General features: G+C 64.4%; 21 protein-coding genes. 17 read left to right on the plus strand and 4 right to left on the minus strand.

Features of this window, described 5'->3' with window-relative positions; translation table 11 throughout:
• Nucleotides 1-115: 115 nt before the first annotated feature.
• Nucleotides 116-532, minus strand: coding sequence for a hypothetical protein (locus tag SPH52_RS13915; protein WP_411795626.1), 417 nt, complete (start codon nt 530-532; stop codon nt 116-118).
• Nucleotides 533-733: 201 nt separating this feature from the next.
• Between SPH52_RS13915 and SPH52_RS13920 the strand changes: the two genes are divergently transcribed.
• The 11 genes from SPH52_RS13920 (at nt 734) to SPH52_RS13970 (ending at nt 13,827) form a co-directional block, all read left to right on the plus strand.
• Nucleotides 734-2,035 (plus strand): MFS transporter, encoded by a 1,302-nt coding sequence (locus SPH52_RS13920; RefSeq protein ID WP_411795627.1) that lies wholly within the window; start codon nt 734-736, stop codon nt 2,033-2,035.
• Between the two features lie 47 nt (nt 2,036-2,082).
• Nucleotides 2,083-3,252 (plus strand): ChaN family lipoprotein, encoded by a 1,170-nt coding sequence (locus SPH52_RS13925; protein WP_411795628.1) that lies wholly within the window; start codon nt 2,083-2,085, stop codon nt 3,250-3,252.
• 2 nt (nt 3,253-3,254) lie between these two features.
• Nucleotides 3,255-5,222, plus strand: coding sequence for a M1 family metallopeptidase (locus tag SPH52_RS13930; RefSeq protein WP_411795629.1), 1,968 nt, complete (start codon nt 3,255-3,257; stop codon nt 5,220-5,222).
• 113 nt (nt 5,223-5,335) lie between these two features.
• Complete coding sequence (locus SPH52_RS13935; protein WP_411795630.1) at nt 5,336-5,740, plus strand: ribonucleotide reductase subunit alpha; 405 nt, start codon at nt 5,336-5,338, stop codon at nt 5,738-5,740.
• A 131-nt stretch (nt 5,741-5,871) separates the two neighbouring features.
• Nucleotides 5,872-6,435: an alkyl hydroperoxide reductase subunit C gene (gene ahpC / locus SPH52_RS13940; protein ID WP_411795631.1), complete on the plus strand. Its 564-nt coding sequence runs from the start codon at nt 5,872-5,874 to the stop codon at nt 6,433-6,435.
• 174 nt (nt 6,436-6,609) lie between these two features.
• Nucleotides 6,610-8,166: an alkyl hydroperoxide reductase subunit F gene (gene ahpF, locus SPH52_RS13945; RefSeq protein ID WP_411795632.1), complete on the plus strand. Its 1,557-nt coding sequence runs from the start codon at nt 6,610-6,612 to the stop codon at nt 8,164-8,166.
• A gap of 234 nt (nt 8,167-8,400) precedes the next feature.
• Nucleotides 8,401-9,423, plus strand: a complete 1,023-nt coding sequence (locus tag SPH52_RS13950; protein WP_411795633.1) for an amino acid ABC transporter substrate-binding protein — start codon at nt 8,401-8,403, stop codon at nt 9,421-9,423.
• Nucleotides 9,424-9,602: 179 nt separating this feature from the next.
• Entirely contained in the window at nt 9,603-10,631 is a 1,029-nt protein-coding gene (locus SPH52_RS13955; RefSeq protein WP_411795634.1) for an amino acid ABC transporter substrate-binding protein, read from the plus strand.
• Between the two features lie 114 nt (nt 10,632-10,745).
• Nucleotides 10,746-11,936 (plus strand): amino acid ABC transporter permease, encoded by a 1,191-nt coding sequence (locus SPH52_RS13960; RefSeq protein ID WP_411795635.1) that lies wholly within the window; start codon nt 10,746-10,748, stop codon nt 11,934-11,936.
• A 10-nt stretch (nt 11,937-11,946) separates the two neighbouring features.
• A complete protein-coding gene (locus tag SPH52_RS13965; protein WP_411795636.1) occupies nt 11,947-13,047 on the plus strand; it encodes an amino acid ABC transporter permease in 1,101 nt (366 codons plus the stop codon).
• 51 nt (nt 13,048-13,098) lie between these two features.
• Nucleotides 13,099-13,827 carry an amino acid ABC transporter ATP-binding protein gene (locus SPH52_RS13970; protein ID WP_411795704.1) on the plus strand — a complete coding sequence of 243 codons (729 nt, stop codon included), beginning with the start codon at nt 13,099-13,101 and terminating at the stop codon, nt 13,825-13,827.
• Between the two features lie 113 nt (nt 13,828-13,940).
• Here SPH52_RS13970 and SPH52_RS13975 read toward each other — a convergent pair whose 3' ends face one another.
• Together SPH52_RS13975 and SPH52_RS13980 are read right to left on the minus strand one after the other, a co-directional pair.
• The gene (locus SPH52_RS13975) at nt 13,941-14,369 is read right to left on the minus strand and encodes a hypothetical protein (protein WP_411795637.1); all 429 of its coding nucleotides are present in this window, start codon (nt 14,367-14,369) and stop codon (nt 13,941-13,943) included.
• A 121-nt stretch (nt 14,370-14,490) separates the two neighbouring features.
• A complete protein-coding gene (locus tag SPH52_RS13980; protein ID WP_411795638.1) occupies nt 14,491-15,081 on the minus strand; it encodes a histidine phosphatase family protein in 591 nt (196 codons plus the stop codon).
• A gap of 170 nt (nt 15,082-15,251) precedes the next feature.
• On the opposite strand from SPH52_RS13980, the gene phnD reads away from it, so the two are divergent.
• The 6 genes from phnD (at nt 15,252) to SPH52_RS14010 (ending at nt 21,459) form a co-directional block, all read left to right on the plus strand.
• Nucleotides 15,252-16,253 (plus strand): phosphate/phosphite/phosphonate ABC transporter substrate-binding protein, encoded by a 1,002-nt coding sequence (gene phnD / locus SPH52_RS13985; RefSeq protein ID WP_411795639.1) that lies wholly within the window; start codon nt 15,252-15,254, stop codon nt 16,251-16,253.
• 75 nt (nt 16,254-16,328) lie between these two features.
• Nucleotides 16,329-17,135: a phosphonate ABC transporter ATP-binding protein gene (phnC, locus tag SPH52_RS13990; RefSeq protein ID WP_411795640.1), complete on the plus strand. Its 807-nt coding sequence runs from the start codon at nt 16,329-16,331 to the stop codon at nt 17,133-17,135.
• Nucleotides 17,122-17,931, plus strand: a complete 810-nt coding sequence (gene phnE, locus SPH52_RS13995) for a phosphonate ABC transporter, permease protein PhnE (RefSeq protein WP_411795641.1) — start codon at nt 17,122-17,124, stop codon at nt 17,929-17,931. The genes phnC and phnE (SPH52_RS13995) overlap by 14 nt, the downstream gene beginning before the upstream one ends.
• Entirely contained in the window at nt 17,925-18,734 is an 810-nt protein-coding gene (gene phnE / locus SPH52_RS14000) for a phosphonate ABC transporter, permease protein PhnE (protein WP_411795642.1), read from the plus strand. The genes phnE (SPH52_RS13995) and phnE (SPH52_RS14000) overlap by 7 nt, the downstream gene beginning before the upstream one ends.
• A gap of 95 nt (nt 18,735-18,829) precedes the next feature.
• The gene (locus SPH52_RS14005; protein WP_411795643.1) at nt 18,830-19,258 is read left to right on the plus strand and encodes a host attachment protein; all 429 of its coding nucleotides are present in this window, start codon (nt 18,830-18,832) and stop codon (nt 19,256-19,258) included.
• 134 nt (nt 19,259-19,392) lie between these two features.
• Entirely contained in the window at nt 19,393-21,459 is a 2,067-nt protein-coding gene (locus SPH52_RS14010; protein WP_411795644.1) for a methyl-accepting chemotaxis protein, read from the plus strand.
• A 12-nt stretch (nt 21,460-21,471) separates the two neighbouring features.
• Here SPH52_RS14010 and SPH52_RS14015 read toward each other — a convergent pair whose 3' ends face one another.
• Nucleotides 21,472-22,398 carry a LysR family transcriptional regulator gene (locus SPH52_RS14015; RefSeq protein WP_411795645.1) on the minus strand — a complete coding sequence of 309 codons (927 nt, stop codon included), beginning with the start codon at nt 22,396-22,398 and terminating at the stop codon, nt 21,472-21,474.
• Nucleotides 22,399-22,529: the final 131 nt, after the last annotated feature.

The raw sequence follows: 22,529 nt of genomic DNA on the forward strand, positions 1-22,529 counted from the left end.
TGAGCGCGAGGATGCGCTGTACTCTCAGGCGCTGGATTTTCTTGCTCAGTACACAAAGCTTAGTGGCTTCGGCCCGTGCTGGAGCACGCGTATTGTTTCGGTTCGTAACGAATCATCACTCCGGTGAGTGCTCGGCGCTGCTCTGCGGCTCACCATTCTCGCGCCGACCCGTGTCTTCGGCACCCAGCGGTTCATCGGGCATGGCTTGCCCGTCGTCTTCATCCTCGCGCTCGGGCGACTGGGTCTCGTAGGCCGGGCCTGCGTCCGAAGCGGCGGGTGGGGTCTGGAACAGCTCGTCACCCTGGGTCTCGCCGCTGCCGCTGCCTTGATCCTCTTCATCCATGTCGGCACCGGTGATGCCGCTGGTGGTGCCGGCCCCTCCGGGCGTGATGTCGGGCGCCTCGGTGATCTCGGCAGGGTCCATGCCGGCAGCGCTCTCGTCCGGCGTGGCCGGGTCGGCGGCCAGGGCAGGAGTGGCCCAACCCATGGCTAGCAGAAGAGGAAGAAGCTGGAGTGGGAATTTGCCTGTCATGGATTGCCTCCTTGCGTACTGCACGCTCGGTGACGGCTTAGAGCTCCTTGCTTCCCAGCGTAGACCTTGGCGGCCCAGGTCGGTAGCGAAGCGGCTCAAGGGGAACTGGCCAGAAGCACGGCGGCCTTCCTACACTTGGCCCAGCAGCCCCTCGGACAGCGTGGGCTCGTTCGCGTCCGGCATCGTCAATGGAGTGACACCTTGCGCAGTCTACCGGCAACCCTACCGATCCTCTTCGTCTGCGAAATCAGCTTCCTGCTCGGGCATGGCCTGATCATGACCCTGCTCGGGGTGCGCATGTCCATCGAGGGCTTCCCCTCGCACATGGCGGGCCTGCTGATGTCGAGCTTCTCGCTGGGCTTCGTGCTGGGCAGCTACATGCTGGAGAAGCGCATCCGCAGCGTCGGTCACATTCGCGTATTTGCCGCCTGTGCCGGCATCCTGGCGGTTACCGCCATGCTCCATGGCCTATGGGTCAATCCTTGGGCCTGGCTGGTCTGGCGCCTGCTCGGCGGGGTGGCCACGGCAGGCATGCTGATGGTGATGGAGTCGTGGGTATCGGGGGAGTCGACCAACGAGAACCGTGGCCGGGTGCTGGCGATCTACATGATCATATCGACCCTGTCGCTGGCCGGCGGGCAGTGGATGCTCAACCTGTCCGACCCGGCCGGGCCGGCGCTGTTCTCCCTCGTCGGCATGCTGTTCGCCCTGGCGTTGGTGCCGCTGTCGATCGTGCGTATCCACGGGCCGCGGCAGACCCACGACATCCAGCCGCAGAAAATTCGCCTGAAGGCGTTGTTCAAGCGTGCCCCGGTGGGGCTGGTGGGCGCCTTCACCGCCGGCCTGATGGTTCAGTCCTTCTTCGCCATGACACCCTTCTATGGCCAGGAGATCGGCCTGACCACCGGCGAGACGGCCCGCTTCATGGCGATCACCACCATGGTGGCGCTGTTTGCCCAGTGGGGCCTCGGGCGTCTCTCCGATCGTATCGACCGGCGCAAGGTGATCCTGGGCATGGCCGTGGTGATGACGATCTCCGGTGCCTTCGTGTCGATGATGGTGCGCATCGACTTCTGGATGCTGGTGCTGGCGGCCTGCTTCCACACCGCCATGCTGCATACCCTCTACGCCCTGAGCCTGGCCCACACCAACGACTGGCTGGAGCCCGGTGAAATCGTCGCCGCCAATGCCAAGCTGATGATCTGGTACGGTATCGGTTCGATCATCGGTCCCTTCTCGGCCTCGCTGGTGATGCAGGCGATCGGTCCCGACGGGCTGTGGGTCTTCCTCGGCGGCGCCTCGCTCGCGCTGGCGCTGTTCGTGGCGCTGCGGCTGCGCCGCCGCCCCGGCGAGCCGGTCGAGAAGGTCGAGCAGGAGCCCTTCGTGGCGGTGCCGACCCTGGAGACGCCGCACTTCACCGAACTCGACCCGCGCCTGGAGCCGACCCAGATGGAGTTCCACTTCGAAGAGGGGGGCGACGAGTCGCAGGAGGAGGCTGCCTGACGAGGCGCAATGCGACATGATGGGGTCGACTCGATAGGGAGATACCGATGCGATTCTCGTCCGCCTTGTTCCGTGTGCCGGCACTGCTGATCTGCATGCCCATGATACTTGCGCACCTGCCGGTGCGTGCCGATACCTGCCCCGATCCCGGCCAGTGGTACCTGCCCGGCGGCAAGCTGCTGGATAGCGCTGCGCTGTTTGCCGAGCTGGCCGGGCGCGACGTCGTGCTCCTCGGGGAGCAGCATGACAACATGGACCACCACCGCTGGCAGCTGCACACCTTGGCCGGCCTGCATGCCCATCGCCCCGCCATGGTGATCGGCCTGGAGATGCTGCCCCGCGAGGCTCAGCCGGCGCTGGATGCCTGGGTCGCCGGTGAGCTCGACGAAGCGGAGTTCCTGGATCGCAGCAACTGGCATGCCGCCTGGGGCTTCGATCCGGCGCTGTATCTGCCGATTCTGCACTTTGCGCGCCTGCACCAGGTGCCGCTCAAGGCGATCAACGTCACGCCCGAGCTGCGCGGCCGGCTGGTCGAGGAGGGCTGGCCGGCGGTACCCGAAGCCGAGCGCTTCGGCATTTCCCCCCCGGTCGAGGCGTTGCCCGACTACCGCGAGCGGCTTGCGGCCATTCAGGCCCAGCACCCAACGGCAGATGGAGAGAACGGTGATGGTCTCGAACGCTTCATCGCGGCGCAGCTGGTATGGGACCGCGCCATGGCTGCCGGGCTGGCGGAGGCTGCTACCGGCGACGAGCTGGTAGTCGGTCTGATCGGCCAGGGGCACCTGCAGTACGGTCACGGCGTGCCCTATCAGCTCGATGATCTGGGTGTCGGCGAGCACGCCACCCTGCTGCCATGGCCTGTGGCCAGCGGCGGCGAGTGCGAGCCACCCCCGGGCGAGCTGGCAAGCGCGCTGTTCGCGCTTGGCGAGTCCCCGGCGCAAGCCTTGCCGCCGATGCAGCTGGGTATCTTCGTCGTGCCCCATCAAGACGGGGTCGAAGTCCATGGCATGCTCGAAGATTCCGTGGCCGAGCGTTCGGGTCTCGAGGAGGGGGATGTCATCCTGCGAGCGGCCGGCGAGCGTCTGGCGCGGCCCGCCGATCTCACCCGCTTGGTGCAGCGACAGCCGCCCGGCTCCCTGTTGCCACTGGAGATACGCCGGGGCGAGGTGCAGCAAGAGATCCTGGCTCGCTTCCCGCCACGTAACGGCGGCGGCTGAACATGCCGAACCGCTGTCCACTGCGTTCGTTGGTGCGCTCATGGGCGGGTCTGACGCTGGTCGTCCTGCTTTCCAGCGTCGGCACGCTGCAGGCCGAAGCGCTACCCGAGCTCCGGCTCGACGTCTTGCTCGACCCCATCAGCGGGCGGCTCGAGGGTGAAATGACGCTCACGCCGCCACCGCCTTCGGCGGCCTTCACACTGCTACCCGGTCTCGAGGTGGTGGCTGCCGAAGCGGAGGGTGAAGCGCTGGAAGTCGAAGCCGATAGTGAAGGTGGCCATCGCGTGACCCTGCCGCACGGGGCAGAGTCGCTGGTGCTGCGTTGGCAGGGCCGGCTCGATGGTCATGAGCATTTCATGGTCTCGCCTCGCGGCAGCCTGCTGCCGGCGCATGGTGGCTGGTATCCCCGCTTCGAGGATCTGGGGCCCTTTGCCTTGTCGCTGCAGGTCACGGTGCCGCCAGGGCAGCGGGCAGTGGGCACCGGTTCGTTGCAGGGCGAGCCGCTGGACGGTGAGTCGGGCTATCGCGTACGCCACGCGCACCCACGCACGGCAGTGGTGGAGCTGGCCGCCGGCCCGTGGCGCGAGCGCAGTCGTGAGGTCGATGGCGTAAGGCTGCGCACGCTGTTTCCCGCAACGCTCGATGACGCCCACGCCGGGACCTACCTGGATCACGCCGCCGACTATTTGCCGCGCTTTGCCCAACGTGTCGGTCCCTATCCCTTCGAGAGTTTCACCATTGCCGCCTCGCCGGCCCCGGTGGGGCTGGCCTACCCCGGTTTCACCCTGCTCGGCGAGCGGGTCATTCCGCTGCCGTTCATTCCCCGCACCTCGCTGGCTCACGAGCTGATGCATGCCTGGTGGGGCGCCGGGGTGCTGGTCGATTATGCTCACGGCAACTGGGCCGAGGCGTTGACCACCTATCTCGCCGACTACGCCCTCGACGAAGCCCACGGCGAGGCGCGGGAGACCCGAAGACGCTGGCTGCTCGATCTGGCCGCGCTGCCTGATGCCTTCGACCAGCGTCTGGTCGACTTCCAGGGCCAGCGCGACCCGGCGCTGCGACTGCTGGGCTATCAGCACGGCGCCATGCTGCTGCACATGCTGCGCCGGCGCATCGGCGACCAGGCCTTCGACGCGGGGCTGCGTCGCTTCGCCGCGCACCACATGCATCGCCAAGCCCGCTGGGACGATCTTGCGGCGGCCCTGAGCGAGGCCGCTGGAGAGCCGCTGCAGCCTTTCGTCGACGCCTGGACGCAGCGGCCCGGGCGTCCTGCGCTCAGCGTCGAGGCCGCGCGCAGCCAGACGCCGCATGGCTGGATGATAGAGGGTACTCTCGACCAGGTCGGTGCGGGTGCGCCCTGGCCTCTTGCCATACCTGTCGCGATCGAAACCGCGACTGGGCTGGAGTGGGACACGGTGGCACTCGAGGAGAGGCGTGGCGAATTCTCCCTGAGGCTGGAGCAGGAGCCGCTCTCGCTGCGCGTCGATCCCGATTTCGATCTGCTGCGTCAGTTGCAGGGACCGCCGATTCTCCGTCAAGTAGTGCTGGACCCCGCGAGCCGGCTGCTGGCGCTGGATACTGCTCTGGCAGAGTCGGTCAGGGAGGCCTTGGGCGCCCCGTTGCCCTCGGTGGCAGGAACTCCATCTCTGGGTGCGGGGAATCCGCCACTGCTGGTAGTGGGTTCGACCGGTCAAGTGGCTGACTGGCTCGAGGGAGAGGGGCTCAAGAGAGAGGGGCTCGATGCCGCCGTGCCCGACATGGCGCGACGCGGCCAGGCGCGGGCCTGGGCGTTGCCGGGCACGGCGGTAGTGGCGATCAGCGGCGACGATCGTGAAACCCTTGCGCACTTGCTGGGCAGCCTGCGCCACCAGCTGGCGCACAGCTATCTGGTCTTGGATGGCGCCGAGACGGCCAGCGGCATCTGGCCGCTCGACGAGACTGCTCTACGCGTCGATTGGTCGCTCTGATCGCTTGTGCGTATCAGTGTGGGGTGCGCTATCGTGTCGGGAACCATGCCGGGAGCGCCCGGCTAACGTTTCATGTGCCCGCGTTGGCGGGCGGTCATTCCTGGAGAGTCATCTTGGCCATTTCCCGTTTCGCCGACCTGCTGGATGAGGCTCGGCGCCAATCCGAACCACAGCGGCTGCTGTTCGTCTTCGCTCGCGCCGAACTGCCGGACAACCCCACCGCGGAGCAGCGCCAGCGCTTCGAGCAAGGGGAGGGCGGCGTATTGACCCCCGTGCTGTGCGTCGACAAGACCCCCGATGAACTCAACGACATGGCGGCGCTGACGGCCGAATCGCAGAAGACGGGGATCGAATGGGACATCGTTTTCGTCGGAGCCCTGTCAGGCAGCGGTGGCGAGGCCGTGTCCGACGATGCCGTCGAACGACAGCTGCAGCGCATGGTCGAATCGCTGCAAATGGGCAACACCCAGGCTTTTCTGGCGCTGAACCGCCAGGGTGAGGCAGTAGCCTTGCAATAAGGCGTGGGCGCCACCATAGACAAGCCTTATCGGAACCATGGCGCCAATCAATTTTGGCCTATCGGTTGCGATGGATATGATATGCCCCGTATTCGGATCACCCACCAATGACTGACATGGAGCTTTGCTGAATGTCCCTGATCAACACCGAAGTCCAGCCGTTCAAGGCCACCGCTTTCCACAACGGCGAGTTCGTCGAAGTTTCCAATGAGAACCTGAAAGGCCAGTGGTCCGTTGTGATCTTCATGCCGGCCGCGTTCACCTTCAACTGCCCGACCGAAGTCGAGGACGCCGCCGAGCACTACGAGGAGTTCAAGAAGGCCGGTGCCGAAGTCTACATTGTCACCACCGACACCCACTTCTCGCACAAGGTGTGGCACGAGACTTCACCGGCGGTAGGCAAGGCCCGGTTCCCGCTGGTCGGTGACCCGACTCACCAGCTGACCCGTGCCTTCGGTGTGCACATCGAGGAAGCTGGCTTGGCCCTGCGCGGCACCTTCGTGATCAACCCGGAAGGCGTGATCAAGACCCTGGAGATCCACGACAACGCGATCGCCCGCGACGTTTCGGAAACCCTGCGCAAGCTGAAGGCCGCCCAGTACGTTGCCGCCAACCCGAACGAAGTCTGCCCCGCCAAGTGGAAGGAAGGCGAAGAGACCCTTGCTCCTTCCCTGGATCTGGTCGGCAAGATCTAATCGATCCTGCGACCCGCGAGGCTATCCTCTGACCTCGCGTGTACCACGCCCGGGCAATTCACTGCCCGGGCGCTCTTTCCAAGACGAGCAAGCCCTTACCTGCGCTGATCACGATCCGCGTTCGGGACATCTCTTGCCGTCGTTCTTGAGCCAGACATGAAGGAAACCGCGGTCATGTTGGACGACAATCTGAAAAGCCAGCTAAAAGCCTACCTGCAGAAGGTTACTCAGCCGTTCGAGATCGTCGCGTCCCTCGATGACGGCGCCAAGTCCCAGGAGCTTCACGGGCTGCTCAAGGACATCAAGAGCCTGAGCGACAAGATCAGCCTGCGGTTGGACGGTGAAGACGCGCGCAAGCCCTCCTTTGCGCTGAATCGTCTCGGCGAGGATACCGGCCTGGTATTCGCCGGCATCCCCATGGGCCATGAATTCACCTCGCTGGTGCTGGCGCTGCTGCAGGTCGGCGGCCACCCGCCCAAGGTCAGCGACGACACCATCGAGCAGATCCGTAACCTCGAAGGCGAGCTGCACTTCGAGACCTACTATTCGCTGTCATGCCAGAACTGTCCCGACGTGGTGCAGGCGCTGAACCTGATGGCGATCCTCAACCCCGGCGTGCGCCACGTCGCCATCGACGGTGCGCTGTTCCAGGACGAGGTCGAAGAGCGGCAGGTAATGTCGGTGCCGAGCATCTATCTCAACGGCAAACTCTTCGACCAGGGTCGCATGAGCCTGGAACAGATCCTGGCCAAGGTCGACACCGGCGCGGCTAAGCGCGAGGCGGCCAAGCTCAACGAGAAGGCGCCGTTCGATGTGCTGGTGGTGGGCGGTGGCCCGGCCGGTGCCGCAGCGGCTATCTATGCCGCGCGCAAGGGCATTCGCACCGGCGTGGCGGCCGAGCGCTTCGGCGGCCAGGTGCTCGACACCATGGCCATCGAGAACTTCATCTCCGTGCCCTACACCGAAGGCCCCAAGCTGGCCGCGGCGCTGGAGCAGCACGTCAAGGAGTATGAAGCCGACATCATGAATCTGCAGCGTGCGGTGAAGCTGATTCCGGCAGCCGATCAGGGCGGCGAGCACGAGGTGGTGTTCGAATCCGGCGCCAGCCTCAAGAGCAAGACGCTGATCCTCTCCACCGGCGCCCGCTGGCGTGAGATGAACGTGCCCGGCGAAGCCGAATACCGCAACAAGGGCGTGGCCTATTGCCCCCACTGCGACGGCCCGCTGTTCAAGGGCAAGCGCGTGGCGGTGATCGGCGGCGGCAACTCCGGCGTCGAGGCGGCCATCGATCTGGCCGGCATCGTCGGCCACGTGACGCTGATCGAGTTCATGGACGAGATGCGTGCCGACGCGGTGCTGCAGAAGAAACTGCGTAGCCTGGCCAACGTCGAGATCGTGCTTGGCGCCCGCACCACCGAGGTCAACGGCGATGGCACCCGCGTCACCGGCCTGACCTTTGAGGAGCGCGCCAGCGGCGCCATCAAGACGCTCGAGCTGGAAGGTATCTTCGTACAGATCGGGCTGGTGCCCAACACCGAGTGGCTCACCGACTCGTCGATCGAGCTGTCGCAGCGCGGCGAGATCGTGATCGACGAGCGCGGCATGACCTCGGTGCCCGGCATCTTTGCGGCCGGCGACGTGACCACGGTGCCCTACAAGCAGATCGTCATCGCCATGGGCGAGGGCTCGAAGGCCGCCCTGGGTGCCTTCGACTATCTCATCCGGCACTGACACAGCCTGCCTCGGCAGGACAAGCGCCCCCGTTGTCCACGCTTCCTTCTCATGCGTGACCCGAACGCCCCGCAGGCCTGGCCTGCGGGGCGTTTCGTCATGTCATGGGAGATTCCGTATCAGAGAAGAAAGCGCTGTGTACCGTGAAGTGCAGTGCACTTAGCCTGGAGATGCGCTAATCATAAGCGAGGCCTAACCAAAGGCCTCCATGGGCAACGACAACGAGGGAACGACATGACCCATTACGACAGGCTGGCCTGGTTGGCTCCGGCTGCATTGATGCTTGGCAGCATCGGCCTGGCCCAGGCGGCCACGCTCGACGACGTGCGTGAGCGAGATCAGCTGCGCTGTGGCGTCAACGCTGCCCAGCCGGGCTTCTCGGCGCTGGACGACGATGATGACTATCGAGGGCTGGATACCGATGTCTGCCGGGCCATTGCCGCCGCGGTGCTGGGCGACGCCGAAAAGGTGCAATTCGTGCCGCTGAACTCGGTGGAACGCTTCACGGCCCTGCAGTCGAGCGAGGTGGACGTGCTTTCGCGCACCACGACCTGGACTTCGAGCCGCGACACGACGCTTGGTCTCAACTTCACCGGCGTCAGCTACTACGATGGGCAGGCCTTCATGGTGGCCAGCGACCTGGGTGTGGAAAGCGCCATGGGGCTCGACGGTGCCGCGGTGTGCACCCAGTCGGGCACCACCAGCGAACTCAACCTGGCCGACTACTTCCGCACCCATGGCATGGAGTACGAACCGGTGGTGTTCGACTCACCGGAGCAGGCAATCGCAGGCTTCGAGGCCGGGCGCTGTGACGTGCTCAGCTCCGACGCTTCCCAGCTCTACGCCCAACGTATGCAGCTTGCCGACCCCGATAGCGCCATGGTACTGCCCGAAGTCATCTCCAAGGAGCCGCTGGGGCCCGCCGTACGTCAGGGCGACGACCAGTGGTTCAACATCGTCAAGTGGTCGCTGTTCGCCATGCTCAATGCCGAGGAGCTGGGCATCACTCAGGGCAACGTGGACGAGATGCTCGAATCCGAAGATCCGGATGTCGCTCGCCTGCTGGGCCGCGATGGCAACTACGGCGAGGGCATGGGGCTCACCGCCGACTGGGCCTACCGGATCGTCAAGCAGGTAGGCAACTACGAAGAGATGTTCGAGCGCAACGTGGGTGCCGGCTCCGACTTCAATATCGTCCGTGGCCTGAATGCACTGTGGACCGAAGGTGGGCTGCACTATGCGCCACCGGTGCGCTGAGGCACACCCGGTCGCACCAAAGCGGGGCAACGGTTCAGGAAGTATCCTCTCCACCGTGAGCGTTGAATAAGAGTTTTGCCTGCACTATCCCTGCCTTGGAACAAACCTTGCTAAGGTGCAGGCACATGCTTCGGCATGCTGATTTCAAGAACTCCAAATCATCTACGAGGGATCTTTACATGCGCGACAACAAGAACAAGTGGGTGCTGCTCACTTCCGCAGCCGCACTGGCTCTGGGTACTGCTTCCCTGGCCTCGGCCAACACCCTGCAGAACACCCTTCAGCGTGGTGCCGTGCAGTGTGGCGTGAGTGACGGCCTGCCGGGCTTCTCTGCGCCTGACGACCAGGGTGAGTGGCAGGGTCTTGACGTCGACGTCTGCCGTGCCGTGGCCGCGGCAGTCTTCGGCGACGCCGAGGCGGTACGCTACATCTCGTTGAACGCCGTGGAGCGTTTCACCGCCCTGCAGTCCGGTGAGGTCGACATTCTTTCACGCAACACCACCTGGACCACCACCCGCGACACCACCCTGGGCCTCAACTTCGCCGGCGTGAACTTCTACGACGGCATCGGCTTCATGATCAACCGCGATCTCGGTGTCTCAAGCGCCACGGATCTCGATGGCGCGGCCATCTGCGTTCAGTCCGGCACCACCACCGAACTCAACGTGGCCGACTATTTCCGTGCCAACGGCATGACATTCGATCCCATCGTCTTCGATACCTCCGAGCAGACCGTGGGTGGCTACGAGGCCGGACGCTGCGACGTGCTGACCTCCGACACTTCCCAGCTGGCCGCACTGCGCATCCAGCTCTCCGATCCGGACCAGTCCGTGATCCTGCCGGAAGTGATCTCCAAGGAGCCGTTGGGCCCGGTAGTGCGTCAGGGCGACGATCAGTGGTTCAACATCGTCAAGTGGTCGTTGTTCGCCATGCTCAACGCCGAAGAGATGGGCGTCACCAGCGAGAACGCCGATGAGATGCGCAACTCCGAGGATCCGGATATTGCCCGCCTGCTGGGTCAGGACGGCAACTACGGCGAGGGCATGGGTCTCGACGCCAATTGGGCCTATAACATCATCAGCCAGGTGGGCAACTACGCCGAAAGCTACGAGCGTAACGTCGGTATGGACTCACCGCTGCAGATCGAACGCGGCATCAACGCCCTGTGGAACGCTGGCGGCATCCAGTACGCTCCGCCGATTCGCTGATCGTACCGCCCGGGGCATCGCGAGATGCCCCGATCCTCGTACTGCCCCGGCCCGGATACCTCCCGGGCCGGATGGCTGATACTTGCTTGACGGATCCAGGCGGAGAGTCCCTTCATGTCCGTTCGACCCAAGGCCCCATCCATAGGCCCAAAACCGCCTTTCTGGCGCGATCGCGCCAAGCGGGCGTTGATCTTCCAGGCCCTGCTGATCGCGGCGGTAGTGGCCTTCCTGCTCTACATCGTCGGCAATACCCAGGCCAACCTGGCAGCCCGCGGCATCACCACCGGCTTCGGTTTTTTAACCAATACCGCCGGCTTCGGTATCGTCCAGAGCCTGATCGACTACTCGTCGCAGAGTTCCTACGGCCGCACCTTCCTGGTGGGCCTGCTCAACACCTTGCTGGTTTCCGCGCTGGGGGTCATCGCGGCGACCATCATCGGTTTCATCGTCGGTATTGCCCGGCTCTCGCCCAACTGGCTGATTGCCAGGCTGGCCACTGGCTATATCGAAATTTTCCGTAACATCCCGCTGCTGTTGCAGATCTTCTTCTGGTACTTCGCCGTACTGCGTGCCATGCCCTCGGCGCGGGACAGCTACTCGCTCGGCGAGGTCATTTTCCTCAACGTGCGCGGTCTCTACATTCCGGAGCCGCTGTTCGAGTCCGGCTTCGGCCTGATTCCACTGGCCTTTGGCGTAGCCATCGTGGCCAGCATCGCGCTGACGATCTGGAACAAGCGACGCCATGAGGCGACCGGCAAGCGCCTGCCGGCGGGCTGGATTTCGCTGGGCCTGATCCTCGGCCTGCCGCTGCTGGTGCTGGTGGCAACCGGCGTGCCGGTCACCTGGGACGTGCCGGAGCTGCGTGGCTTCAACTTCCGCGGTGGCATTACGGTGATCCCGGAGTTCCTCGCCCTGTGGCTGGCGCTCTCGATCTACACGGCGTCGTTCATCGCCGAGATCGTACGCTCCGGTATCCAGGCGATCCCCCACGGCCAGACCGAGGCGGCCCAGGCGCTCAGCCTGCCGCAGAACCTGGTGCTGCGCCTGGTGGTGGTACCCCAAGCCCTGCGCGTGATCATTCCACCGCTGACCAGCCAGTATCTCAACCTGATCAAGAACTCCTCGCTGGCCACGGCCATTGGTTATCCGGACCTGGTTTCAGTATTTGCCGGCACGACCCTCAACCAGACGGGCCAGGCGATCGAGGTCATCGCCATGACCATGGCGGTCTACCTGACCATCAGTCTGCTGGTGTCGATGTTCATGAACTGGTTCAACGCCCGCGTGGCGCTGGTGGAACGCTAGGAGAGGCGCCATGACGATTCAACGCAAGATGATCGAGGCGCGCCCGGCGCCGAAGAATACGGTAGGGCCAGTGGCCTGGCTGCGGGCCAATCTGTTCAGCGGACCGGTGAACAGCTTTTTCACCCTGCTGGGGATCTACCTGCTCTATCTGTTGCTGACGCCAACGATCCAGTGGGCCTTCATCAACGCCGACTGGATCGGCACCACGCGGGATGACTGCTCCCGTGAAGGGGCCTGCTGGGTATTCGTCAGCGCCCGTTTCACCCAGTTCATCTACGGCCTCTATCCGCGCGGTGAGATCTGGCGGGTCGACGTGACGTTTGTCACCTTTGCCGTGCTGATCGCCTGGCTGGCCATCCCGCGGCTGCCGTTCAAGCGCTGGGTGGCACTGGCCACACTGGTGGCGTTCCCGATCTTCGCCTACTTCATGCTCTACGGTGGCCACTTCGGCCTGCCAGTGGTACCTACCCACCGCTGGGGCGGCCTGATGCTGACCCTGGTGCTGGCCGTGGTGGGCATGGTCGGGGCGCTGCCGATCGGCATTCTGCTGGCGCTGGGGCGCCGTTCGCAGATGCCCATCGTCAAGAGCTTCTGCGTGGTGTTCATCGAGTTCTGGCGCGGCGTGCCGCTGATCACGGTGCTGTTCATGGCCTCGGTGATGCTGCCGCTGTTCATGCCGACCGGGGTGAGCGTCGACCGCCTGATCCGGGCCTTCATCGGCATTACCCTGTTCCAGAGCGCCTATATGGCCGAGGTCATACGCGGCGGGCTGCAGGCCATTCCCCGTGGCCAGGAGGAGGCGGCAGCGGCGCTGGGCATGAGCTACTGGATGCGCATGGGCCTGATCGTGCTGCCCCAGGCGCTGAAGATGATGATCCCCGGCATCGTCAACACCTTCATCTCGCTGTTCAAGGACACCACCCTGGTCATGATCATCGGCCTGTTCGACCTGCTGGGCATCGTGCAGGCGGCCCTGTCGGATTCCCGCTGGCTGGGCTTCTCCCTGGAAGGTTACGTGTTCGCGGCGTTCATGTTCTGGATCTTCTGCTTCAGCATGTCGCGCTACAGCCAATATCTGGAAAGAAAACTGCATACCGGCCACAAGCGGTGAGGAACGAGAACAATGACTGAACAAGCAACCCAGGCCGGCGCCGAGACCCTCATGGTCGAGATGCGTGGCGTCAACAAGTGGTACGGCGACTTCCATGTGCTGCGCGACATCAACCTCGAAGTAAAGAGCGGCGAGAGGATCGTCATCTGCGGGCCATCGGGCTCGGGCAAGTCGACCCTGATCCGCTGCATCAATCATCTCGAGGAGCATCAGGCCGGCGAGATCGTGGTCGGCGGCGTGCCGTTGACCCAGGACGTCAAGCGCATCGAGCAGATCCGCCGCAGCGTGGGAATGGTGTTTCAGCACTTCAACCTCTTCCCGCACCTCACGGTACTCGAGAACTGCTGCCTGGCGCAGAAGTGGGTGCAGAAGAAACCGCGCCGCGAGGCGGAGCGGCTCGCCATGCAGTACCTGGAGCGGGTCAAGATCGCCGAGCAGGCCACGAAGTATCCCGGCCAGCTCTCCGGTGGCCAGCAGCAGCGCGTGGCGATTGCCCGCTCGCTGTGCATGCATCCCGACGTGATGCTGTTCGACGAACCCACCTCGGCGCTCGATCCGGAGATGATCAAGGAAGTGCTCGACGTTATGGTCGAACTGGCGCGCGAGGGCATGACCATGCTCTGCGTGACCCACGAGATGGGCTTCGCCAAGACCGTGGCCGACCGCGTGATCTTCATGGATCAGGGCCAGATCATCGAGGAGAACGCACCGGAGCCCTTCTTCAACAATCCCCAGTCCGAGCGCACCCAGCTCTTCCTCAGCCAGATCCTCGGCCACTGAATGGATGACTCCGCCGGGTCCGCGGCATGATGCGGGTCCGGTGGTCCCACGTAACTTGTGTGAGTTTGCCTGACGGGTAGGTGGGTAAGCCTAAGCCATCCCTGGAGCGGCGCTCAGACGCTTCCCTGAGGCTTGAGGGGCTCTGCGGGGCGTGTCACGCGGGCATTGCCGAGAACGCTGGGTTCGATTTCCATCGAGCGTGCCTCGCTGGTCCAGGCTGCCTGGCTGTCGTGTACGGCCGGTCGGCGTTCGAACGAGCGCGTGACCACGTCGCCAGGGGCAAAGCCGACCCGGGCGCCCAGGTGATGAGGCAGCAGGCAGAGCTCGACGACAAGACGCAGGCCCAGGGCCGCAGCCAGCCAGAGCCCGGCGCCCAGCGCCAGGGTTGGCCAGGCCTGGTGCCAGTCGATGGCGGCGAACCACGGGCTGCGTGGCAGCAGCCACAGCATGGCCGCCGACACCAGGGCCAACTGCAGGAAGAAATGCACGAAGAGCAATACGCCGCGGGACATCGGGCGGCGGGGAAACAGGAACTGTCGCATCGGGGTCCTCCCGTTGACGCATCGCAGGACGATGAGGTGACCGACATCCCTGCCGGTGTTCCGATGCTACCGCAGATCGTGACGAGCGTCAGCCGTTACATCGGGAAACCGCAGTTTCTGCTCAGTCGAGCACGGTGATGCTGGCCGGTAGCAGCGGCTCACGGTCGCGATGTTTGCTCAGCAGGCGGCCTTCGAGAGCGGTCAGCATGATCTGCAGCGGGTCGCCGTGACTCACCAGCAGTACGGTTTCATCGCGCAGTGACTGCTCCAGCGAGGCAACCACGCCTTGCATGCGGGCGGCGACGCTGGCCACGCTTTCAACGCCGTATTCGCGATGCTCCGGGTCGCGAGCGTCGTGTACCCAGACATCGTGATAATGGCTATCCGCCAGACCTTCGAAAGCGCCGAAGTTGCGTTCGCGCAAGCGTGGCTCGGGCTGCAGCTCGAGGCCGAAGTGAGCGGCCACTCGCCCGGCGGTTTCGGTAGTGCGCAGGAAGTCGGAATGCAGGATGCGGGTCGGTGCCGGCCAGCGCCATGCGGCGAGCAGCGCTTTCAGCTGCGCCTCGCCCTGCTCGGAGAGGCCGAACGATGCGAGCCCCCGGCCCGGAGTGCTGATGATCAAGTGCTGCGCATTGGCCTGGCTGTGGCCATGCCGCATCAGCAGGTAGCGATTGCAGCGTTGACCCGAGGCGGCGTGAAATCGGATTGACATCGTATTGTCATACTACCTAGATTGGTGGTTAGTTTCGTTTACGAGCATTATGGCTTGCGTATGTTCGCTTCCGATCAGGATGGATGGAATCACCCAACTCATTCGATCCTGCCATAATGACGATGACGACATCGACTCAAATAATTACAGTGATACAGAGAGACACGCCAATGACAACATCCAAGACACTCGGCCGCTTCCCTTTCGCCACCCTGGCCCTCTCCTCGCTACTGCCGCTCGCCCTGCTGGTGTCGGCCCAGGCCCAGGCCGATTGCCCACGAGGCGACCTGGATTCGCTCTTCTGCGATGAGGATGGCGATATGGTCGCCGACCGTCCCACCGACGAGTCCCAATGGGCGAATCCCGACACGCTGATCTTCGCCTACACGCCGGTGGAGGATCCGGCGATCTACTCCGACATCTGGCAGCCCTTCATCGATCACTTGCAGGAGGTGACCGGTCGCAACGTGCGCTTCTTCGCCGTGCAGTCCAATTCGGCCCAGGTCGAGGCGATGCGCAGCGGTCGCCTGCACATTGCCGGCTTCTCCACCGGACCCACGCCGTTCGCCGTGAACTTGGCCGGTGCCGTGCCGTTCGCCCTGATGGGCTCCGACGACGGCCAGTTCGGCTACACCCTGCAGGTCTTCACCCACGTCGACTCCGACATCGAGCAGATGGAGGACCTGAAGGGCAAGCGCGTCGCCCATACATCGCCCACCTCCAACTCGGGCAACCTGGCGCCACGCGCGCTGTTCCCGGAACTCGGTCTGGTGCCCGACGAAGATTACGAGGTGGTCTATTCGGGTAGCCACGACCAGTCGATGCTCGGCGTGGTCGCCCGCGACTACGATGCCGCCCCGGTGGCTTCCGAGGTGGTCGAGCGCATGGCGGCGCGGGGCCTCTACGACGAGGAGGATGTACGCCTGATCTACGAATCCGACCGCTTCCCCACCACCTCCTACAACTACGCCCACAACCTGCATCCCGATCTGGTAGAGAAGATCGAGGAAGCCTTCTTCAGCTTCGACTTCGCAGGTACCGCCCTGGGCGAGGAGTTCGAGGGCGTGGAGAAATTCATTCCCATCAACTACCAGGAGCACTGGGAGGTCATCCGCACCATCCAGGCCGCCAACGACGTGCGCTACACCCGCGAGGATCTGGAGAAGGAGTAAACCTGGCAGGCAAGTCGCCAAAGCCCTCGGCGTAGCCGGGGGCAACTCCGTTCTCTCGTTTCGTGAGGTAGTTCAATGTTGGAAATTTCGAAACTGGTCAAGCGCTATGGCCGGGACGAGCCGGTGCTGAAAGAGCTGGACCTGACGGTCGAGGGTAGCAGTGTGGTCTCGATCGTCGGAGCCTCCGGCGCCGGCAAGAGCACGATGTTGCGTTGTATCAACCGCCTGGTGGAGCCCACCTCCGGCTCGATCAAGCTCAACGGAGTCGAGCTGGTCAATCTTCGCGGGGGCGAGCTGCGCCGCGCCCGGCGCAAGATCGGCATGGTCTTCCAGGGCTTCAACCTGATCGACCGGCTCACGGTGATGGAAAACGTGCTGGCCGGGCGGCTCGGCTACGTCAACCTGTTCCAGGCGATCACGCGGCGCTATCCCCAGAGCGACATCGAGCGCGCCTTTCATCTGATGGATCGGGTGGGTATCGCCCACTACGCCAACAAGCGCGCCGACGAGCTCTCGGGCGGTGAGCGCCAGCGCGTCGGCGTGGTACGGGCGCTGATGCAGGAACCCGAGATACTGCTGGCCGACGAGCCGACGGCATCGCTGGACCCGCGCACTTCCGAACAGATCATGAAGCTGCTGCAGAGCCTGGCCAGCGAGCTCTCGCTGCCCGTGCTGATCAACATTCACAACGTGGCCCAGGCCAAGGCCTACACCGAGCGCATCGTCGGGCTGCGTCACGGCAAAATGATCTTTGACGGCCTGCCGGCCGACTTCGGCAAAGAGGCGTTGGATGCCATCTACGGCGGCATCGAGACGGCAGAGGACGAGATCACCGAGGAGCCCGGGCAAACGACGCAGGGGGTGACGCATGACTCGCCCTGACCATACCGCCGCAGCGCGCACCTGGCGCAAGCCGCCCTTCATCGCCAACCCGCTGCTGCGCTATGGGCTGTGGCTGGTGGTGATCGTCTACCTGGTGTGGGCCTTCGGCTCGCTGCCGTTCAACTGGGCGCGCATCAGCGAGGGTCTGCCACGGGCGGCGCGTATCTTCGGCGGCGGCTTTCCGCCCAGCTTCGAACGTAGCGGCCTGCTGATCACCGGCTTCAAGGAGAGCTTCCAGATCGCTATCCTGGCCACCTTGCTGGGGGTGGCGCTGTCGATCCCCTTCGCGGTGATGGCGGCCAAGAACGTCGCGCCCAAGCCCATCTACCTGTTGGGGCGTGCGGTGATCATCATTTCGCGCAGCTTCCATCCGGTCATCGTCGCCATCCTGTTCGTCGCCGCGGTGGGGTTCGGCCCGCTGGCCGGCATCCTCACGCTGACGATCTATTCGATCGGCTTCGTCGGCAAGCTGCTCGCCGAGGAGATCGAGGAGATCGACTGGGGCCAGGTGGAGGCGATGAAGGCCGCCGGGGCGGGCTACCTCGCCACCCTGGTCTACGCTGTGTTTCCGCAGATCCTGCCGCGCCAGGTGGGGCTCTCCATGTATCAGCTCGACAGCAACCTGCGCGCTTCGGCGGTGGTGGGCATCGTCGGCGCCGGGGGTATCGGCGGCACCTTGATGAACGCCTTCGGCCGCTACGACTACGATTTCGCCTTTGCCATCCTGCTCACGATCATTGCCGTGATCCTGATCAGTGAAGGCATCAGCGGCTGGGTGAGGAAGAAGATATGGTAGATCATGCCGATGCCTTGGCCGACCGCGTCTGGCAACGCTACGACCGCAAGCAGCGCCTGATCCGCTACGCCGTGCTGTTGGTCACCGTGATGGTGGTTTACTGGGCGGTACGCGACATCGATATCTTCTGGCCCTGGGTGTGGGATGCGCCGAACCAGATTTCGAGCCTCGGGGCGCGCATGTGGCCGCCCGACCCCTCGCGACTCGCCGCGATCGCCAACGCGCTGCTCGAAACGGTGCACATCGCCACCCTGGCCACTGCGCTGACAATCTTCATCGCCTTGCCGGTCTCCTACATCGCGGCCCAGAACACTACCCCTAACCGAGCCTGCCTGTGGCTGGGCCGCTTCATCCTGGTCGCCAGCCGTTCGGTGAACACCATCATCTGGGCGCTGCTGTTCGTGGCGATCTTCGGCCCCGGGGTGCTGGCGGGGATATTGGCCATCATGTTTCGCTCGATAGGATTCATCGGCAAGCTGATGGGTGAGGCGATCGAAGAGATCGACCGCCGCCCGGTGGAAGCCATGGAGGCCACCGGAGCCTCCAAGGCCAAGGTGATCGCCTACGCCATCGTGCCGCAGGTGATGCCGGCTTTCTTCGCCATCGTCATCCTGCGCTGGGACATCAACATTCGGGAATCGACGGTCCTGGGGCTGGTGGGTGCCGGTGGCATCGGGGTGATTCTGCAGGGGGCGATCGACACCTTTGCCTGGCCCACCGTGGCCACCATCCTGATCGCCATCGTCGTACTGGTGCTGATCGGCGAGGCAATCACGGGCCTTCTGCGGCGCAAGGTGCTCTAGTCGGTTGACCCTGAAGGGTCTGGTTGCCATGTTGAAGGAGAAAGTCCGCGACGGGATTGGCGGGCTTTTCCTTCAACCCGACTCAAGGAGAGGCTATGACAACGTATATCGTGGTGGCCGATGCGGCACGGGCTCGCGTGTTTACCCGCGATGCGCTCAAGCTGGAGGAGAAGGAGAGCCTGGTGCACGCCGAAGGGCGTCTGCACGAGGGCGATCTGATCACCGGCGCCACGGGTAGCGTCGACGAGTCGACCTCCCATACCCGACGGTCCAGTCGAGGCGACAGTGTCGCCCTGGACCACGAGGCGGATATCTTCGCCAAGCAAATCGCCGAGCGTATCTACAAGGCCCGGGTCGACAACAGCATGGACAAGCTCATTCTGGTGGCCCCGCCACGCTTCCTGGGCGTACTGCGCGACAAGATTGACAGACCGACCAGCAAGTTGATCATTCACACTCTGGACAAGGATCTGTCCAAGGCACCGCTGAGCGACATTCAGGAAGCCGTCAGCGATATGCGCTGACTGCGCTGGGTGTTTCGTCTCGAGCTTTCGTCTCGAGCCTTCGTCTCAAGATAGGGGCGTTCTTGCCGATAGAGGAATCATGGCTGCGAAGTTTTCTTCGCCGTAACCTGCTTCCTATTTCAGCGAGAGCGCCCATGCATCTCAGATCGATCCGCCAGTTCGTGGTCCTGCTGGCCGGCCCCTGCCTGTTGACCGTGGTCGGGGCCCTGGTCGTCTACGGCCTGTTCTCATCGGCGCGTACCCAGCAGACCGTCGAAACCCATACCCGTGAGCTGCTCGAAGGGGCCATCGACGAACGCCTGGCGGTGCTGGCGGATGCCGAGGCCGGGCGTATCCAGCGCGAACTCGAACATGCGCTGACGCTGGCCAGCCAACTGGCAGACACCAATGCGCTGATGGGCCAGCAGGACGCCAGTGGTCGCCGTGCGCTCTCCCTGAGTCGGCGCGAACTCTCCAACCTGGTGCGTCAGACCGTCGTCGAGAACCCCTCGTTGCTGGACGCTTTCATCGGCTGGGAGCCCGACGCCTTCGGCCGCGATGCGCTGCATGCCGATCTCGGCGAGAGCGAGGGATATGACGGTAGCGGACGCTTCATGCCCTGGTGGTACCGTACCGGGGAGGGCGGCGTCGAGGTACTGCCACTGGGTGAGACCATGGAGAGCACCACCGCACTTGCCAGTGGCGTACGCGAAGGCGAGTACTACCTCTGCCCGCGCGAGACGCTCGCGCCCTGCATCATCGACCCGGCACCTTACGATTACGGCGGCGAGACGCTGCTGGTTACCTCATTCAACGTGCCAATCCTGGTCGACGGTGAGTTCCGTGGAGTGGCCGGCGTCGACCTGGCGCTGGATTTCATCCAGGCGCTGCTGCTCGAAGCCAATCAGTCGCTCTATGGCGGTGCGGGTGAGATGGCGCTGGTGGCGGGGCGCGGTGGTCTGGTTGCCCATACCGCCAATGCCGAGCGGCTCGGCGCTGCGGCGAGCGAGGCGTTCGACAGCGAGGTGCTCGGCGCCATCGATAGAGCGCAGGCGCAAGGTGTCAGTGTAAGCCAGGCGCGACAGGGCATGCTGGAGCGCTATCAGCCGTTCACCATCGGTGCAAGCGAAGCGCCCTGGACGCTGCTGATCCGCTTGCCCGAGCAGGCGGTGATGGCCGAGCTGGCAGCGCTGCAGGAGGTGCTGGGCGAGCAACGCCGTGCCGATACTCTGGGCATGGCGCTGGTTGGTCTGATGCTGGCGGCGCTGGGTCTCGCCGCGCTGTGGTGGGTCGGTACTCGGGTCTCACGACCGCTGAGGCTGCTGGCTGATCGCATGCGTGAGATCGCCAGCGGCGACGGCGACCTGACCCAGCGGCTGCCGGTACGTGGGCGTGACGAGAGCGCCAAGCTCGCTACCCAGTTCAATGCCTTCGTCGACAAGATCCACGACGTGCTGCTCGACGTACGCGACAGTAGCGAATCGGTGCGCATCGCGGCGAGCGAGATCGCCAACGGCGGCGAGGATCTCTCGCGGCGTACCGAGCAGGCCGCTGCCAGCCTGCAGCAGACCTCGGCGTCGATGGAGCAGATTTCGGCCACCGTAGAGCACACCTCGGCCTCCTCGCGCGAAGCCAATGGCCTGTCGAAGTCGGCTGCCGAGGTCGCTCACCGCTCGGGCGAGACGGTCAGCCAGGTGGTGGAAACCATGGACGAGATCAGCCGCTCGTCGGAAAAGATCGGCGAGATCGTCAAGGTGATCGACGGCATCGCCTTCCAGACCAACCTGCTGGCGCTCAACGCCTCGGTCGAAGCGGCACGGGCCGGCGAGCACGGCCGCGGCTTCGCTGTGGTCGCCGGCGAGGTGCGCCAGCTTGCCACCCGCAGTGCCGAAGCCTCGCGCGACATTCGTGCGCTGATCGACGCTTCGACCCAGCGGGTCGTCAACGGGGCCGCGCTGGTGGGTCGTGCCGGTGAAAGCATGGGCGAGCTGGTGGCCAGCGTGAACCGAGTGGCCAACATGCTTGGCGAGATCAGCATGGCTGCCGGCGAGCAGAGCGACGGCATTGGCCAGGTCAGCGTGGCGGTGGCCGACCTCGACCGCACGATCCAGCAGAACGCGGCGCTGGTGGAGGAGTCGACCACCGCTGCCGAACAGCTCAGCGAGCAGGCCGACCGGCTGGCGCGCGTGGTAGGGGGGTTCCGTCTAAGCGACGGCCGCTAGGGGCGGAGGGGGTCAGGAAACAGGCGGCAGGTCGATCTCGTCGCTGCGCTGAACCCCCTCGGTCATCTGTCGGCACAAGCGCAGGAACTCGCGCATGCCGGTGGCCATGTACTTGTGGCGATGCCAGATGAAGGCGAACTGACGGCTCAAGTCGAGTTCCGGCGTGGGAATCGGCACCAGGCTGCCGCGGCGGAAGGCATCGCGCAGCGCCAGCTTCGATACGCAGCCGATGCCGAGGCCCGACTCCACCGCGCGCTTGATGCCTTCGGTGTGCTCCAGCTCCAGCAAGGTGTTGAAGCGGCCGCGCCGATGCCGCGCGGCCTGCTCCAGAGTCATGCGCGTGCCCGAGCCCTGCTCGCGCATGATCCATGCCTCGCGCAGTAGCCGGTCGAGCTCCACCGGCCCCTGTCCGGCCAGCGGGTGGCGCGGTGAGCAGAACACCGACAGCTCGTCCTCCACCCACGGCTGGGTGATCACGTCCTCCTCTTCGCAGTGCCCCTCGATGAGCCCCAGGTCGAGCTCGTGCTGGCGCACGCGATCGACGATCTCCCGCGTGTTGCGTACCGCCAGGTGCACCCGGCTGCCCGGATGGCGCTGCATGAAGTCGCTGATCAGCAGGGTCGCCAGATAGTTGCCGATGGTCAGGGTGGCGCCCACGTCGAGGGAGCCGATGCCCTGCTGGCCGTGGAGGATCTCCTCGATCTCCTCGGCGCGGTCGAGCAGCGCCACGGCCTTGGGCAGCAGCTGGAAGCCCAGCGCGTTGAGCCGTAGCCGCTTGCCGACGCGATCGAGCAGTTGGCAGTTGAACTGGCGTTCGAGCTCGGCCAGGGCGGTACTGGTGGCCGATTGCGACAGGGAGAGGGCGCGAGCGGCGCGCGACACGCTCTCGTGCTGGGCAACGGCGACGTAAACTTCGAGTTGGCGCAAGGTGAAATGCATGAAACGGCTCGGTTTTGATCTATATCAGGAATCTAGATAAAGGATATCCATACAATCCAATTAACAGATAAACCTTGCGCTCTTATAATGCAAGCAAATCGTTTTTCCCTTCGAGTTATTCGATATTGGAA

The organism is Halomonas sp. A29, from assembly GCF_046723295.1.
Taxonomy (GTDB): Bacteria; Pseudomonadota; Gammaproteobacteria; order Pseudomonadales; family Halomonadaceae; genus Halomonas.